The following is a 15,016-nucleotide window of genomic DNA, read 5'->3' as shown; positions in this document are numbered from 1 at the left end:
GGGGTTCCGCCGGGCGCCTTTCTGTACGCGTTGGGCCGTTCTCACAGAGCTGGGGACTGGACCTTGATGGTCTCCAGACTGAAGCGCACGTCGGCCGCCTCGACCGGGGCTCTGATCGGTGTGACCACGGCGAAGTGTTCGGCCAGGGCGGCCAGGTCGGTGTCCGGCTCGAGGGTCTCGTCGGCCGCCTGGACGGCCGTCCGCACGAAGCCCTCGCCCGCCTCGGCGATGCTCATCTGCACCTGCCCGAACTGGGCCAGCGCCGCCCGCCGCAGCCCGCGGATCCCGTCGAGATGCAGGTCGGGCACGTTGAGGTTGAAGACGGTTCCGGTCGCGGTGTGCCGCAGTGTCGGGATCAGCCGCACCGCCAGCTCGGCCGCGCTGCCCCAGTGCCGCTTCTCGTCCAGTTCGTGGTCGATCGCGCTGATCGCCGCCCCTCCGCTGCGCGACGACGACTGGCGCGGTGACAGCACGTCCAGCGACACCGCCAGCCCGTGCAGCCCGGCGTACGACCCGGTGAGCGTGGCGCCGACCGTCCCCGAGTGCACGACCGCCGACCCGGCGTTGGCGCCCCGGTTGATGCCGGACAGCACCATGTCCGGGGTCGGCCCGAACGCCTCCCGCAGCGCCAGCAGCACGATGTAGGCGGGCGAGGCGGCCACCGCGTACGCCGGGATGTGCTTGGCCCCGGTGAGCTCCCGCTTGTGCAGAATGATCTTGCCGTGTTCCTCGATCGCGGTCATCGCCGCGCTGCTGCCGCTCGCCTCGGTCACCGGCGCCGCGACCACGACGTCGTGTCCCTCGCGGGCGGCGGCCCGGGCCAGCCAGCGCAGGCCAGGGGAGTCGATGCCGTCGTCGTTGGTGACCAGGATTCTCAGACTGGTTGTCATCGCGCCTTCTTGATCGGGGTGAGCTGAACCCGCTCGGTGAGCACCTGGACCGCGTCCAGGTGGCCCGTGCCGAGCCCGTGCCGGGTGACGTTGAGGGAGCCCGCGGCGGCCCCGGTGCGGACCGCCTGGCTCATGTCGCCGCCCCGGGCGAGCACGGCCGCGACACCCGCGGTCATCGAGTCGCCGGCCCCGCGGTGGTCGGCGCTGGTCAGCTTGGGGACGCCGACGCGGTAGATCTCCTCGTTGAACAGGGCCAGCGCCCCGTTGTGGGCGCGGGAGACGAGCACCGCCTCGGCGCCGTTCTCGTGCAGCTGGACCAGGGCGCCGGACAGCTGCTCGTCGGAGTCGTCGGCGGCGAGCCCGTCCGCGATCAGCTCCTCGTGGCTGATCTTGACCACGTCGAGGCCGGCCTCGAGCACGGCCTGCAGGTGCTTGCCGCACAGGTCGGCGATCACCTTGCAGCCGTTGGCCCGCAGGTCGCCGGCAAGACGGTTGTAGACGTCGGCCCGGATCACCGACGGGTGGGCGGGCCCGCTGAGCACCGCGATGCCGGCCCGCAGGCCCTCGGCCAGCGCCAGGTTGTAGAGCTCGTCCAGCTCGTGCCGGGTGAGCGGGGTGCCCGGCCGCTCGGCGATCTCCTGGCGGGTGCCGTCGCGGCGGTCGTGGACGTACCAGCCGCTGCCGGTCTCGCGGGGGACGGTGCGCAGGGTGACGCCCTTGAAGTCGAGCAGGGGCTTGAGTACGCGCCCGACCTCGCCGCCGACCGCGGCGCAGAGAATCACCTCGGCCCCGAGCGAAGTGATCATGCGGGTCTGCCAGATGCCCTGGCCGCCCGGGTGGACGTGCAGTTCCGGATCATCGTGCTGCTGCTCGATGGTGACCGTGAGTTGTGGGGCGGGTGCGAAGACCATGACCCGAGCGTCACTCATATCCGACATTGTGGCCTTTAGCCGTAAGTCGCGGGCCGCTTCCGCCAAACAGGCGTCATTCCGACGGGCGGACCCTTTGGGCCCAGCCCGCCGGAAGAGGGCCGATCAGAGCTCGAACGCCTCCGAGGTCAGTTGGAGGATCACCACGCTGAGTTCCGGGCGCTCGCGGAGCAGGTCTTCCAGGCGCACCCGCCACTTGCCGGCCTCGACGTCCGCGACGTAGCGGTCGCCGCCCGTCTCGACGTACGCCGTGAGCAGCCGTTGCCGGGTGTCGGCGAAGTCGCCGTAGACCCCACTGCCGAGTTGTTGCAGCACGTGGTTGGCGAAGCCCTCGTAGTGTGCGCTGCCGGCCGCCCGGACGATGGCGCGAGCGCCGTCCCAGGCGACCCGGGGCTGGTGGATGACGGCCATCTTGCTTTCCCTCCGTGTGTGCATGGCCACCAAGCGTAGGGATGGCGCCGAGATCAGGACGGAGGTCGACGCACCTGGTGACCGATGTGATCAGGGTGCACCGTGCGGAGTGGTGATCGCCACACCTAGTTTGCGCAACTGGGGCGCCCCTCGGTCGGCGGGCGGATGAAATCTCGGTATGACCCTGTTCCGACATCTCTTCACGATCGTCATCGTCACCGCGCTGACCCTCACCACCGGAGGCCGGCCGGTCCTCGCCGCCGCGCCGGACACCCTGCGCCTGCCCGACGGCTTCCAACCCGAGGGGATCGCGATCGGCACGGAGCCGTACGCGTACCTCGGCTCCCGGGGCAACGGCGACATTCTCAAGGTCAACCTGCGTACGGGAAAGAATGCGCTGCTCAGCGCCGGAACCGGAACGCCTTCCCTGGGTTTGAAGCTGGATGACCGGGGCCGGCTGTTCGTGGCCGGCGGCACCGGAGGTGACGCCCGGGTGATCGACACCGCGACCGGCCGGGTGCTGAAGACCTACCGGCTGCGGACCGGCACCGCGTTCATCAACGACGTGGTGCTGACCAAAACCGCGGCCTGGTTCACCGACTCGGCCAACCCGGTGCTCTTCAAGCTGCCACTGGGCGCCGACGGCGAACTGCCCGACGCGGCGATCGCGGTGCCGCTGACCGGGTCGTTCCGGGATCAGGCCGGCACCAATGCCAACGGGATCGTCGCCGCCCCGGACGGGCGCCACCTGCTCGTCGTGCAGTCCAACACCGGCAAGCTCTTCCGGGTCAGCCTCAACGGCCGCAGCAGCGCCGTCGACCTCGGCGGCGAGTCGCTGCTCTACGGCGACGGCATGCTGCTGCGCGGCAACCTGCTCTACGTGGTGCAGAACCGCGACAACTCGATCACCAAGATCAAGATGAACAAGGACGCCGACCGGGGTGCCGTCCAGTCCCGCACCAAGGACATCCGCTTCGACGTGCCGACCACGATCGCCCAGTGGGGCACCCGCTTCTATCTGCCCAACGCGCGCCTCACCACGACGGCCACACCCACCACGACCTACGACGCGGTGAGCCTGGCCATCCCGTGATCCCTCAGGGGTGCCACCCCGGGTCGGTGCCGATCGTGGTCAGCCGCTGCGTCGCCCGGGAGAGCGCGACGTAGAGCGTGCGGATGCCGGAGCGGTCCTTGGTCAGGGCGCCCGGCTCGACCAGCACGACCGCGTCGTATTCCATGCCCTTGGCCTCCAGCGCGGTGACCACCTGGACCCGCTCGGGCAGGCCCTCCACCCAGGCCGCGATCTCGTCGCGCCGCGGCACCGGGGTGATCACGCCGATCGTGCCGTCGACATCGCTCAGCTGCTTCTCGGCCAGCTCGCGCACCATCTCGGGCAGTGCCGCGGCGTCGGTGACCACGTCGACCGGGTCGACCCCGGTGCTGCGCACCGCGCGGGGCAGCGGCAGGTCGGGCATGATCGTGCGGATCACCGAGGCGGCCACCTCGAAGATCTCGGCCGAGTTGCGGTAGTTGGTGGTCAGCGCGTAGCTGGTGCGCTTGCGGGAGCCGAGCGCGCGGTCGCGGGCCCGGTCCAGCTCGGCCGGGTCGCCCACCCACGCGGTCTGGGCCGGGTCGCCGACGATCGTCCACGACGCGTACGCCCCGCGGCGGCCGATCATGCGCCACTGCATCGGCGAGACGTCCTGCGACTCGTCGACCACGACGTGCGCGTAGTCGCGGTAGTCGTCGTCGCGCTGCACCTGGGCCCGGGCGGCCTGCTGACGGTCGGCGTAGGTGCTGACCTCCTGCACACCGTCGCGTACGTGGAACGGGTTCTTGGACTTCCTGGCCGGCCGCCGCGGCCGGCCCATCATCTCGTCGAGCTCGTCGAGCAGCGCCACATCGGCGATCGTCGGACCCTGCGACGCCAAGGCGTCGAAAGACCCCTGCAGGGTCGCGATCTCTTCCCGGGACAGCAGGCCGTTGGCGTACGCCCGCAGGCGCGCCGGATCGGCCAGCCAGCGCAGCACGCGCATCGGGGTGAACCGTGGCCACCACGCCTTGAGGAATTCGCGGAAGTCGCCGCGATCGGCCAGTTCGGCCTCGAAGTCGGCCTTCTCCGGCAGTCCGGTGACCTTGAGCTGGCGGACCTGGGCCCAGAGCGCGTCGAAGACCCCGTCGAAGCCGTGGCCGCGCATCTCGTTGCGCCGGGCGCCCCGCGGCAGCGCCTTGCGCCGGATCTTGTCGAGACCGGCCGCGTCGAGCCGCAGCAGCGTCCCCCGGTAGAGCAGGCGCAGCTCGGTCGGGCCGCCGGGCACCGCGTCGTGCGAGGCCCGTTCGAGCACCCGCCGCATGCGCAGCGAGCCCTTGATCGCCGCGACGTCGCCCGGGTCGACCCGGGTCGCGTCGTAACCGGACATCAGCGTGCCCAGCGACCGCAGCGTCGCCGTGTCCTCGCCCAGGGAGGGCAGCACGGTCGCGATGTATTCGACGAAGACACCCGACGGGCCGACCACCAGGATGCCGCCGCCGGCGAACCGGTTGCGGTCGGAATACAGCAGGTAGGCCGCGCGGTGCAGGGCGACCGCGGTCTTGCCGGTGCCCGGGCCGCCGGTCACCACGGTGACGCCGGAGGCGGCGGAACGGATCGCCTCGTCCTGCTCGCGCTGGATCGTCGCGACGATGTCGCGCATGCCGTGTCCGGTCGCCTTGGAGAGGCTGGCCAGCAGCGCGCCGTCGCCGACCACCCGCATGCCGGGCGGTGCGGCCTCGGGGTCGAGCAGGTCGTCCTCGATGCCGGTGACCTTCTCCCGGCTCGACTGGATCATGCGGCGGCGCACCACGCCGAGCGGCTCGGCCGGGGTGGCCCGGTAGAACGCGGCCGCCGCCGGTGCCCGCCAGTCGACGACCAGGGGCTGGGACGCCTCGTCACGGATGCCCATGCGGCCGACGTAGTGGGTCGCGCCGGTCTTCAGGTCGAGGCGCCCGAAGACGAGCCCCTCGTATTCCGTGTCGAGCGCGTGCCGGCGGCGGGCGGCGTGGAAAACCATGGCATCGCGCTCGACGAGGGCGCCGAACGTGCCGACGCCGGCCAGTTGGTAGCCCTCCTTCTCGGCGCGGGAGGCGTCCCGGCGGAGCTCGGCGAGCCGGGTGTAGACCCGTTTCACGTGCTCCTGTTCGACCGCTATCTCCTGCTGGAGGATGGTGGCGTCGCTCAAGTCCGTTGCTTTCTCTCCCGTAATGGCTCCCGCTGCCGGAAGCGGCTCCCGGTTAAAGGGAGCAATCGAACCTACTCCGGCCGCGCCAGTGCCGTCGACGCGGGGCGACCTCTTGACAACTCCGGGTCGGTGCGAAAGGTTAAGCGAGTGCTTAACTATTCGGGCCGGCTCGACTCCGTCTACGCCGCTCTCTCCGACGGCAGCCGGCGGGCGATGGTCGAACGGCTCAGCCGCGGCCCGGCCTCGGTCAAGGAGCTGGCCGAGCCGCTGACCATGTCGCTGCCCGCGGTGCTGCAGCACCTGCGGGTGCTGGAGGAGAGCGGGCTCGTGCGGTCGCAGAAGGTCGGGCGGGTGCGCACCTGCCGGCTCGAGCCGGCCGTCCTGCAGCAGGCCGAACAGTGGATCGCCGACCGGCGGACGCGGTGGGCCGACCGCCTCGACCGCCTGGACGAATTTCTCGACGAGACTGAGGGAGAAGAACAATGACGGAACGTTCCAGCGTCCACGACACCTTCGTGATCGACCGCCACTTCAAGGCCGCACCGGGCCGGGTCTTCAACGCGTTCGCCGACCAGAACGCCAAGGCCAAGTGGTTCGGCGGGCCGGACATGAAGCACGAGGACGAGGTCTTCGAGTTCCGCGAGGGCGGGCGGGAGAGCGTGGTGTTCGTCCAGGACGACGGCACGCGGTTCGGGTACCACGTGACGTACACCGACATCGTGCCGGACGAGCGGATCGTCTACACGTACGAGATGACCATGAACGGGCAGCGCATCTCCGTCTCGGTGGCGACGCTGGAGATGCGGCCGGGCCAGGGCGGCGGCACCGACTTCGTCCTCACCGAGCAGGGCGTCTATCTGGACGGGCTCGACAACCCGGCCCAGCGCCGCCAGGGCACCGAGGACCTGATGAACGCGCTCGACGCCACCCTTTAGGCGGCTCGGTCCCATCCGGCTCGCCGGGCCCGCCGGGCTCGCCGCTTGCGCTCGGCCGGGGTGCTGCGCGCCGCCCGCTCGGTGATCGCGACCAGCGCCTCCGAGACCTCGGCCGGCCGCTCCAGCAACAGCATGTGGCCGGCCCCCGGGAAGACGGTCAGACCGGCACCGGGCAGGGCTCCCGCGATCGACTCGGCGCACGGCGGCGGGGTCAGCCGGTCACGGTCGCCGACCAGCACCGCGGCCGGCACGTCGCCCAGCGCGGCGAGCGTGCCGAGCCGCTGCTGGCTGCCGATCGAGGAGCGGAAGCCGCCGATCGAGCGCAGCGAGGCCCGGCCGACGCCCCGAATCGTGATCCCGAGCGCGTCGTCGTCGTACTGGTCCCCGAAGAGCAGCCAGCGCAGCGCCGGGCGCAGGGCCGGCAGCACCGCCCGGTGCGGGCGCCACGGGCCGGAGCGGGCCAGCACGCCGGCGCCCAGCAGCTCGCCCGCCCGCATCAGGGTGGCCAGGCGCGGGGTGAGGCCGTAGCGGGTGTGGGTGTGGCCCTCGGCGGACGTCGAGACGAAAAGCAGGCCGGACACGCGCTCGGCGAAGTCCACCGGGTGCCGGTACGCGTACTCCATGATCGCCATGCCGCCCATCGAGTGGCCGGCCAGCACCACCGGGCCGCGCGCCGCGTAGTGCCGCAGCACCTCGGCCAGGTCGTCGCCGAGCTGGCCGAGGGTGGCCGAGGGAAGTCCGGTCGCGTCCGACCGGCCGTGCCCGCGCGTGTCGAAGGCGATCACCCGCGGCCGGGGCGACATCGCGCCCAGCGCCGCGATCTGGTGGTGCCAGGTGCGCCGGTCGAGGCACCAGCCGTGCAGCAGGACCACGGTCACTCCGGCGTCGGCCGGCCCGTACGCGTCGACGCGCAACCGGATCCCGTCGGCGAGAGTCAGCTCCGATCGCTCGGACACGCGCACCTCCGCTCCTGGCAGGGGCCCCGCGCTGCCGGGGGCTCCCATAGGTGCCCCGCAATACCCGCGCGTAATAAGCATTACTCGCGATCACGGCTATTGCCACCCGTCTACCGGGCGAAGATCACCGGGTGCTCCGCGTGACTTACCTCGCACTCGCTGTTCACCGGGGCGAACTCGACGAGAATTCGAGCATGACGACGGATCCGTCCGCCCCGCTGGAACCCCCGATCACCGACGCCGAGGAAGCCCTGGCCGAACTGATGGCCGGAAACAAGCGCTTCGTCGGAGGCCGCCCCGAGCACGGCCACCGCGTCTCGGCGGCCGCCGCCTCCTCGGCCAGCCAGCAGCCGCACGCCGTCGTGCTGGGCTGCATCGATTCACGGGTACCGCTCGAGGCGATCTTCGACCAGACGTTCGGCTCGATCTGCGTGATCCGCTCCGGCGCGCACGTGCTCGACCGGGCCGTGCTCGGCTCGGTCGACTTCGCGGTCGACAAGCTCGGCGTGCCGCTGATCATGGTGCTCGGTCACAAGCGCTGCGGCGCGGTGCAGGGCACGATCGAGGCGCTGCTGGCCGGGCAGCGGCCGGGCGGCGACATCGGCTACCTGATCGACGAGATCGCGCCCGCGGTCGAGGAGGTCGGGATCGGCAGCCCGGACGTCGCCGAGCAGGCGATGCGGGCGCACGTGCGGCGTACGGTCGGCCGGCTCCGCGCGAAGGAGGGCGTGGCGGCCGCGATCGCCGCCGGCCGGGTCAAGATCGCCGGCGCCTCGTACGACCTCGACACCGGTCTGGTCGAACTGCACCCCTGAGGCGCGTGGTAAAAAGTCCGGAATGGGATTTTAAGCGACGATCCTGCCCGGATGATCTCAGTGTGATGATCTTCAGAGAATGCAAAAAGGCGCCCCCGTTCACGGGGGCGCCCTGGAAAATCCGCTCAGCCCTCGAAGACACCCGCGTCGACGAGGCGCTTCTCGGTAGCCGACCAGCCGTGCTGCGGGTTGGCGGCCTCGAGGGCCTCGATCTCGGCCCGGATCTTGGCGCCGTGACCGGCCGCCGAGAGAGCCCGGATCTCCTCGACGAAGGCCTCGGAGTCGGTCTTGAGGTGCAGGGTCTTGCCGTTGGTCAGGTTGCGCACGTATGCGAAGCGGCCATTGGCGAGCGGGATGAGGTACTTGTACTCACCGAGCACGCTGAGCGCTCCGCCCGTGCCCTGGCCGGCGCGGACTGATGCGCGGGCGGTCTTCGAGGTGTTGCTCGCCACGGCGGTACTCCTTGGAGAAAGCAGAAAAATGGCCGGTGCAACTCTACACGACGGCTGGGTGACCGTGCCGTACGAGCAGGTCCAGCCGTTGAACAGGACGTGCCACTACGGTCGTCCCGATGTCGATGTTGCCGATTCTCTGGCGCACCATCCGTACCAACCGGCATCATGGGACACGATCAACCGCGGTCGAGGTCGTAGGGGAAGACGCACCTCGGTCTCCGGGAGGTCACCGTGCCAACGTGTGGCGTCGTATACGTCCACTCGACCCCACTTGCCGTGTGCCAGCACGTCGAGTGGGCGATCGCGCGCGTACTGACCGCGCCGGTCAACCTGCAGTGGACCGCCCAGCCGGTTGATCCCGGCGCGCGGCGGGCCGAATGCAGCTGGACCGGTCGGGCCGGTACTGGCGCCGAGCTGGCTGCTGCCCTCCGGCAGTGGCCCATGATCCGTTTCGAGGTAACCGAGGAACCCAGTCCGGGCATGGACGGCGAGCGCTTCATGCACGTCCCCGGCCGCGGACTCTTCCACGGGATCATGGGCGCTTCGGGGGACATCCAGCTCGGCGAGGACCGGCTGCGCGCCATCATGGCCTCCGCGCGGGCGCCGGAGGCTCTTTCGCATGCCCTCGAGAAGGCGCTCGGCACGGCCTGGGACGCCGAGCTCGAGCCTTACCGCTACGCCGGCGACGGCGCCCCCGTCACGCTCCTGACCCGGGTCGGCTGAGTTTTCCGCAGGCCCGGTTGAAGAGCTGGGTTATCCACAGGCCCGGTTGAAGGGCTGGCGCGGGACTGGTTCGATGACCCGCGTGAATCGGACCCTGCGCGTGCTCCCCGCCGTACCGTTTCTTCTCCTGGCCGCGGCGTGCAGCCCGGACGAACCGTCGCGGGCCGATTCCCAGCCGTCGTTCGTGACCCCGACCCCGGCCTCGGCCGCGCCCCTGACCGGTGACCCGGCCGCCCTGGCGGCCCGGGCGGTCGCCGCGATGAGCGACGCCGACCTGGCCGGCGAGGTGCTCGTGCCCTACGCCTACGGCAACTCGGCGACCACGGTCGACGCCGCGTCCAAGGCCGGCAACCAGAAGCTGGCCGGGGTGGACACTCCCGCCGAGATGGTCGCCAAATATCACCTCGGCGGCCTGATCCTGGTCAGCTTCAGCGCGGCCGACCCGACCAGCACGACCAACCCGACGACCAACGTCGACGATCCGAAACAGGTCCGCGCGCTGACCGACGGCCTGCAAGCGGCCGCCCGGGCATTACCCGGGGGTGCCCCGATGATGATCGGCACCGATCAGGAATACGGCGTGGTCACGCGGGTCACCAACGGCGTGACCCTGCTGCCGGCGGCGATGGCGGCCGGTGCGGCCGGCCAGCCGCGGCTCACCGAGGCGGCATGGCACGCCGCGGGGGAGGAACTGGCGGCGATGGGCCTGACCGTCGACTTCGCACCCGACGCCGACACGCTCGGGCCGCCGGCCAACACGGTGATCGGCTCGCGTTCGTTCGGCGGCGACGCGAAGGCCAACGCGGCCCAGGTCACGGCCGCGGTCGACGGCCTGCAGAGCGCCGGCATCACGGCCGGTCTCAAGCATTTCCCGGGCCACGGGCACACCAGTGGGGACAGCCACGAGACGCTGCCGGTGGTCGCCCAGAGCCACGACGCCTGGACCAGGCAGGACCTTCCGCCCTTCCAGGCCGGCATCAAGGCCGGCGCGGGCGTGGTCATGTCCGGCCACCTCGACGTGCCGTCGCTCGACAAGGGCGTGGCGGCCACCTTCTCCCACAAGGTCATGACCGATGTGCTGCGCGGACAGCTCAAGTTCACCGGCGTCGCGATCACCGACGCGATGAACATGCCGCCGGCGATGAAGTGGCCGGCCGGAGAGGCGGCGGTCCGCGCGCTCAACGCGGGAAACGACATGCTGCTCATGCCGCCCGACATCGGCGCCGCCCGCGACGGCATCGTGGCCGCGCTCAAGGACGGCTCGCTGAAGAAGTCGCGCCTGGTCGAGGCGGTCACCCGCATCCTGACCCTCAACTTCCGGGCCGCCGAGCGGAAGCGGCCCGACCTGTCCACGGTGAACACGCCCGCCCATGTGCAGGCGGTCGCCGCGCTCGACGCCGCCTCGATCACGGTGCTGCGCGGGAAATGCGACGGACCGCTGGTCACCGGGCCGGTCACGGTCAGCACCGAGGCGGTCCGGGCCACCGCCCGCGACAACCTGACCAAGGCGCTGCAGGACGAGGGCATCAAGATCGGCGCCGGCGGCGCGGTCATCCGGCTCGTGGGGTACGGCGACAAGCTGAGCGACCTGGATGCCAACGCGGACGTGACCGTGATGATGGACACGCCCTACCTGCTCTCGCGGGCGAAGTCGGGGACCCTTCTCGCCTCGTACTCGTCGAGCAAGCTTTCGCTGAAAGCCCTGGCCGCCGTGCTCGCGGGCAAGGCGAAGGCGACCGGAAGGTCGCCGGTCGCCGTGGCCGGCCTGCCCCGCACCGCCTGCTCCTGAAGTAAACGGCCGGATGGTAGTTTCGTCCCTTTATTCTCGTCCGGCCCACTGTCTCAGGAGAATCGTGAAGATCCTCGACGAAGTGTCGCGAACGCTCAACGAGTTCCTGCTCGTTCCCGATCTCACCACCGCCGACTGCGTCGGAGAAAACGTCGACCTCAGCGTGCCGCTGGTGCGGCACCGGGTCGGCGAACAGTCGCCCATCCGGGTGGCCACGCCGCTCACCAGCGCGATCATGGGCGCGGTCTCGTCGCCCCGGCTGGCGATCGCGCTCGCCCAGTGCGGCGGGCTCAGCTTCATCCACCAGAACCAGTCCGTCGAGGCCCAGGCCGAGATGGTCGCCGCGGTGAAGCGGCACAAGGCCGGCTTCCGGTTCTCCGACATCAACATCAAGCCGAGCGCGACGCTGGGCGAGGTCACGGCGCTGCTCGAATCGGCCGAACGCGACGTCGCGGTCGTGACGGACGACGGCAGCGCGCACGGGCAGTTCCTCGGGCTGATCTCGACCGGCGACTTCCACCCGCGGCGGCACGACCTCAACGACAGCGTCGAGTCGCGCATGCGCCCGGCCACCGACCTGGTCACCGCGCCGCCGACGGTCTCGCTCTCCGAGGCCAACACGCTGATCTGGGACCACCGGCTCGACGTGCTGCCGATCGTCGACGACGCCGGGCTGCTCCGCTCGATCGTGCTGCGCCGCGACTACGAGCTGCACAAGCGGTTTCGCAACGAGTCGATCGACGGCGAGAAGCGGTTCCGGGTCGGCGCCGGGGTCAACACCCACGACTACCGCGAGCGCATCCCGGCCCTGGTCGAGGCCGGTGCCGACCTGCTCTGCATCGACTCGTCCGACGGCTACAGCGTCTGGCAGGCGGAGACGCTGGCGTTCGTCCGCTCGCGGTACGCCGACTCGGTGCGCATCGGGGCCGGCAACGTGGTCGACGGGCGGGCCTTCCGCTACCTCGCCGAGGCGGGCGCCGACTTCGTCAAGGTCGGCATCGGCGGCGGGTCGATCTGCATCACCCGCGACCAGAAGGGCATCGGACGGGGCCAGGCGTCGGCACTGGCCGACGTGGTGGCCGCCCGCGACGCGTACGCGAAGGAGACCGGGATCTACGTCCCGGTGTGTTGCGACGGTGGCCTGCTCGTCGATTCGCACATGGCGATGGCGTTCGCCTTCGGCGCCGACTTCGTGATGCTGGGCCGCTACTTCGCCCGCTTCGACGAGAGCCCGGCCCCGCTGGTGCGGGTCGGCGGGCAGTTCTACAAGGAGTACTGGGGCGAAGGCTCGGCGCGGGCCCGCAACGTCTCCCGCTACGAGCACGGCGGCGGGTCGAAGCTGGCGTTCGAGGAGGGCGTGGACGGTTACGTGCCGTGGGCGGGCAGCCTCTACGACAACGTGGACACGACGATCGCCAAGATCAAGGCCACTTTGATCAGTTGCGGGGCGACCACCCTGCCCGACTTCCACGACCGGGCGGTGCTGGTGCCGGTGTCCGAACAGAGCTTCGTGCAGAACACGGCCGAGGTCCAGTTGCGGGACCGCCCCTCGGCGTCCTGACGCTCGTCGATGTGTGGGAGGGTAATCCGCTGGATGACCGGGGCCCGGCCGGTGGGCTCCGGTAGCGTTCGCCTCACTCGCCGTGAAAACGGCCGGGGCAACGCGGGGTAGTCGTCGGAGGGGTCGACAGGATGAGCGCGCCGGGTGCGGCCGTGACCGGTCTCTGCTTCCGATGTGGTGGGCCGGTCGCCCCCGGCCCGCTGTCCTGTCCCTACTGCGGGATGCCGCTGATCACGCCGCCCCCACCGGCCGCCGTGGAGCCGCCGGCCCCGATCATGACGGCCGGCCCCACGCTGACCGCCGGCCCTCCCGGCCCGCGCCGGCTCGGGTGGCGGCCTCTCGTCGCCATCGGAGTCGTCCTCATCCTGCTGATCGGCGGGGGAGTGGCCGCGGCGACGGTCCGCCTGACCCGGCCCGGAGCGGCCGGAACGGTCCGCGACTACTTCGCCGCGCTCTCCGGCGGCCACGCCGCGCGGGCGTTGCGCTACGTCAACTCGTCCGCCCAGTTCACCGCCGACCGTTACCCGCTGCTCAGCGACGCCGGGCTGACCGAGACTGCGGCCCGGCCGAGCGCCGTCCATGTCGGCGCGGTCGCGGCGATCGAGGGAGCCCCGGTCGACGCCCGCTCGGTGAAGGTCAACTTCCGGGCGGGCGGAACCCCGGTGCAGGAGACGCTGGTCGTGCTGCACAGCAACGGCGCCTATCTGATCCAGTCGCCGTTCATCGAGGTGGCGGTCGCCAACGCGGCCGGGCGCAAGGTCACGGTCAACGGCGTCGCGCTCGGCGGCCAGCAGCTCAACACCCTCGCCTTCCCGGGCGGCTACCACGCGGTCGCCGCCGCCAACCAGCTGCTCGGCGGCAGTCAGGCCACCTCGACGCTGCGGCCCGGGCCCAACCTGCCGCTCGCGCCGATCGACCTCGGCACGCCGACCCTCGCCCCGGGCGCCCTGGCCGAGATCCAGAAGCAGGTCCGGGCGGCGATCGACGCCTGCGCGACCGGCGGGCAGGCGTTGCCGCAGGGCTGCCCGTTCGGGCTCAACATCCCGGGCACCCCGACCGCCGTGCGGTGGACGGTCAACGCCTACCCGACGGTCGACGCGCAGGTCACGCCGAGCCTGTTCGGTGTCGTGGTCGCGGTCGGCGGGCCGGGCGGCAAGGTGCACTGGGACGTGTCGTACACCGGGGTCGCCGGCGACCAGCGCCACGAGAGCGGTGACTCGGACTTCACCGTCAACGGCAGCGCCACACAGACCGCCACCGGGATCCAGGTGTCCCTGGTCGGCTGATCCTTCCACTGGAGGCTTTCGTGAGCGACATCGCTTACCGGATGCAGACCCTCAGATACCGCCCGGTCGAGATCGGGCTCGACGAGGGGGTGCCCCTCACCACGCTGGTGCGCCTGTTCGTCTGGGCGTTCGTGGCGTCGTTCCTGGTGTCGGTCGTGTTCTTCGTACTGTTCGCGATCGTGTACGCCTTCTCCGACACCGGCCCGTTCGACACCGGCCTCCCGGGTTCCGGGCTGCTCCTGGCCGGCTCGGTGCTCAGCTTCGTCGCGTTCTGGCTGGTCCTGCTGGGCGCGCGCGTCGACGAGCCGATCGCCGAGTGGAAAACCCTGATCGAGGACCGCTTCGCCGCCGCCGACTCGACCTACGCCGCCGTCTACGGCACCCTGCGCGGCCGCGGCATCCCGGTCGAGACGTTCGCCGAGCGGGTCCGCAGCGACGTCCTCGGCCGCGAGGTGGTCAACAACCGCCTGGTGATCACCGAGCGGTCCTACACCGTCTTCGTCACGGTCTTCCCCTACGGCACCAGCCTCTACACGGGCTGGACGATGTGGCGCCGCCGGCGCGGAGCCACCATCCTGGGCCACTTCCTCAAGGACCTGGCCGGTGGTTTCGCCGGCCGGGCCGGTGCGGTCAACCAGATGTTGCGCACGGAACGCGTACGCGCGATGCGCGAGGCCGTCCACGCGGCGGTGCGCGAGGGCGCGGAGGCCGCGGTCCAGGGGCTCGACGTGCCGCTCACGGCGGCGTTCGGCCAGGAGCTTCCGGTGTACGACCTGGGCGCCCCGGCCGACCAGCCCCCAGCGCCCTCGGGGCCGGCCGCGCCGTCCGGCCCCGCGGGTCCCGGGTCCTGGGGCGGCGACCCGGCGACCTGGGGTGGCACCCCGGCCGCACCCAACCCGTGGGCGTCACCGACCCCTGGTCCGCCGGCCGCACCTCACCCCGCCGCGCCGGATCCGTCCGCGCCGCACCCGTCCGCGCCGCACCCGTCCGCGCCGCACCCGTCCGCGCCGCACCCGTCCGCGCCGCACCCGTCCGCGCCGCACCCGTC

At 71.3% G+C, this 15,016-nt stretch carries 15 protein-coding genes; 9 read left to right on the top strand and 6 right to left on the bottom strand.

The features are described 5' to 3' along the window. Window positions 1–41 precede the first annotated feature (41 nt). The 3 genes from AB0M88_RS49950 to AB0M88_RS49940 form a co-directional block, all read right to left on the bottom strand. On the bottom strand, window positions 42–890 hold the full coding sequence (locus tag AB0M88_RS49950; RefSeq protein WP_364114797.1) for a 5'/3'-nucleotidase SurE: 849 nt from the start codon (window positions 888–890) through the stop codon (window positions 42–44). Continuing rightward, the gene (locus AB0M88_RS49945; RefSeq protein ID WP_364114795.1) at window positions 887–1,819 is read right to left on the bottom strand and encodes a PfkB family carbohydrate kinase; all 933 of its coding nucleotides are present in this window, start codon (window positions 1,817–1,819) and stop codon (window positions 887–889) included. The genes AB0M88_RS49950 and AB0M88_RS49945 overlap by 4 nt, the downstream gene beginning before the upstream one ends. Window positions 1,820–1,924: 105 nt before the next feature. Beyond that, window positions 1,925–2,254: a hypothetical protein gene (locus AB0M88_RS49940; RefSeq protein ID WP_364114793.1), complete on the bottom strand. Its 330-nt coding sequence runs from the start codon at window positions 2,252–2,254 to the stop codon at window positions 1,925–1,927. A gap of 154 nt (window positions 2,255–2,408) precedes the next feature. On the opposite strand from AB0M88_RS49940, the gene AB0M88_RS49935 reads away from it, so the two are divergent. Next, window positions 2,409–3,323: a superoxide dismutase gene (locus AB0M88_RS49935; protein ID WP_364114791.1), complete on the top strand. Its 915-nt coding sequence runs from the start codon at window positions 2,409–2,411 to the stop codon at window positions 3,321–3,323. 4 nt (window positions 3,324–3,327) lie between these two features. On the opposite strand, the gene AB0M88_RS49930 is transcribed toward AB0M88_RS49935, so the two are convergent. Next, window positions 3,328–5,448: an AAA family ATPase gene (locus AB0M88_RS49930; RefSeq protein WP_364114790.1), complete on the bottom strand. Its 2,121-nt coding sequence runs from the start codon at window positions 5,446–5,448 to the stop codon at window positions 3,328–3,330. 147 nt (window positions 5,449–5,595) lie between these two features. Between AB0M88_RS49930 and AB0M88_RS49925 the strand changes: the two genes are divergently transcribed. After that, window positions 5,596–5,934 carry a metalloregulator ArsR/SmtB family transcription factor gene (locus AB0M88_RS49925; RefSeq protein ID WP_364114788.1) on the top strand — a complete coding sequence of 113 codons (339 nt, stop codon included), beginning with the start codon at window positions 5,596–5,598 and terminating at the stop codon, window positions 5,932–5,934. Beyond that, window positions 5,931–6,383 carry an SRPBCC family protein gene (locus AB0M88_RS49920; protein ID WP_364114786.1) on the top strand — a complete coding sequence of 151 codons (453 nt, stop codon included), beginning with the start codon at window positions 5,931–5,933 and terminating at the stop codon, window positions 6,381–6,383. The genes AB0M88_RS49925 and AB0M88_RS49920 overlap by 4 nt, the downstream gene beginning before the upstream one ends. Here AB0M88_RS49920 and AB0M88_RS49915 read toward each other — a convergent pair. Further along, a complete protein-coding gene (locus AB0M88_RS49915) occupies window positions 6,380–7,339 on the bottom strand; it encodes an alpha/beta hydrolase (RefSeq protein WP_364114784.1) in 960 nt (319 codons plus the stop codon). The two genes, AB0M88_RS49920 and AB0M88_RS49915, sit on opposite strands and share 4 nt — an antisense overlap. Before the next feature lie 194 nt (window positions 7,340–7,533). Between AB0M88_RS49915 and AB0M88_RS49910 the strand changes: the two genes are divergently transcribed. Continuing rightward, a complete protein-coding gene (locus tag AB0M88_RS49910) occupies window positions 7,534–8,154 on the top strand; it encodes a carbonic anhydrase (RefSeq protein ID WP_364114782.1) in 621 nt (206 codons plus the stop codon). A gap of 125 nt (window positions 8,155–8,279) precedes the next feature. Here AB0M88_RS49910 and AB0M88_RS49905 read toward each other — a convergent pair whose 3' ends face one another. Further along, on the bottom strand, window positions 8,280–8,606 hold the full coding sequence (locus tag AB0M88_RS49905; RefSeq protein ID WP_364114780.1) for a hypothetical protein: 327 nt from the start codon (window positions 8,604–8,606) through the stop codon (window positions 8,280–8,282). Window positions 8,607–8,840: 234 nt separating this feature from the next. Here AB0M88_RS49905 and AB0M88_RS49900 point away from each other — a divergent pair, with 234 nt between their 5' ends. From AB0M88_RS49900 to AB0M88_RS49880, 5 genes are all read left to right on the top strand, one after another. Next, a complete protein-coding gene (locus tag AB0M88_RS49900) occupies window positions 8,841–9,332 on the top strand; it encodes a DUF3145 domain-containing protein (protein WP_364114778.1) in 492 nt (163 codons plus the stop codon). Between the two features lie 73 nt (window positions 9,333–9,405). Next, entirely contained in the window at window positions 9,406–11,121 is a 1,716-nt protein-coding gene (locus tag AB0M88_RS49895; RefSeq protein ID WP_364114776.1) for a glycoside hydrolase family 3 N-terminal domain-containing protein, read from the top strand. 64 nt (window positions 11,122–11,185) lie between these two features. After that, on the top strand, window positions 11,186–12,682 hold the full coding sequence (locus AB0M88_RS49890; RefSeq protein ID WP_364114774.1) for an IMP dehydrogenase: 1,497 nt from the start codon (window positions 11,186–11,188) through the stop codon (window positions 12,680–12,682). 131 nt (window positions 12,683–12,813) lie between these two features. After that, the gene (locus tag AB0M88_RS49885) at window positions 12,814–13,968 is read left to right on the top strand and encodes a hypothetical protein (protein ID WP_364114772.1); all 1,155 of its coding nucleotides are present in this window, start codon (window positions 12,814–12,816) and stop codon (window positions 13,966–13,968) included. Window positions 13,969–13,988: 20 nt separating this feature from the next. Next, window positions 13,989–15,016 (top strand): hypothetical protein (locus AB0M88_RS49880; protein ID WP_364114770.1); only part of this gene is annotated, 1,028 nt, incomplete at its 3' end.

The organism is Actinoplanes sp. NPDC051411, from assembly GCF_040682075.1.
Lineage (GTDB): Bacteria > Actinomycetota > Actinomycetes > Mycobacteriales > Micromonosporaceae > Actinoplanes.
The sequence above is the reverse complement of the archived record's forward strand: the minus strand, read 5'-3'. Positions and strand labels throughout refer to the sequence as shown.

Coding starts and splice junctions, on each gene's coding strand:
- AB0M88_RS49945 (WP_364114795.1), bottom strand. CDS start 1,819: ATGAGTGACGCTCGGGTCATGGTCTTCGCACCCGCCCCACAACTCACG.
- AB0M88_RS49950 (WP_364114797.1), bottom strand. CDS start 890: ATGACAACCAGTCTGAGAATCCTGGTCACCAACGACGACGGCATCGAC.
- AB0M88_RS49935 (WP_364114791.1), top strand. CDS start 2,409: ATGACCCTGTTCCGACATCTCTTCACGATCGTCATCGTCACCGCGCTG.
- AB0M88_RS49885 (WP_364114772.1), top strand. CDS start 12,814: ATGAGCGCGCCGGGTGCGGCCGTGACCGGTCTCTGCTTCCGATGTGGT.
- AB0M88_RS49940 (WP_364114793.1), bottom strand. CDS start 2,254: ATGCACACACGGAGGGAAAGCAAGATGGCCGTCATCCACCAGCCCCGG.
- AB0M88_RS49895 (WP_364114776.1), top strand. CDS start 9,406: ATGACCCGCGTGAATCGGACCCTGCGCGTGCTCCCCGCCGTACCGTTT.
- AB0M88_RS49920 (WP_364114786.1), top strand. CDS start 5,931: ATGACGGAACGTTCCAGCGTCCACGACACCTTCGTGATCGACCGCCAC.
- AB0M88_RS49910 (WP_364114782.1), top strand. CDS start 7,534: ATGACGACGGATCCGTCCGCCCCGCTGGAACCCCCGATCACCGACGCC.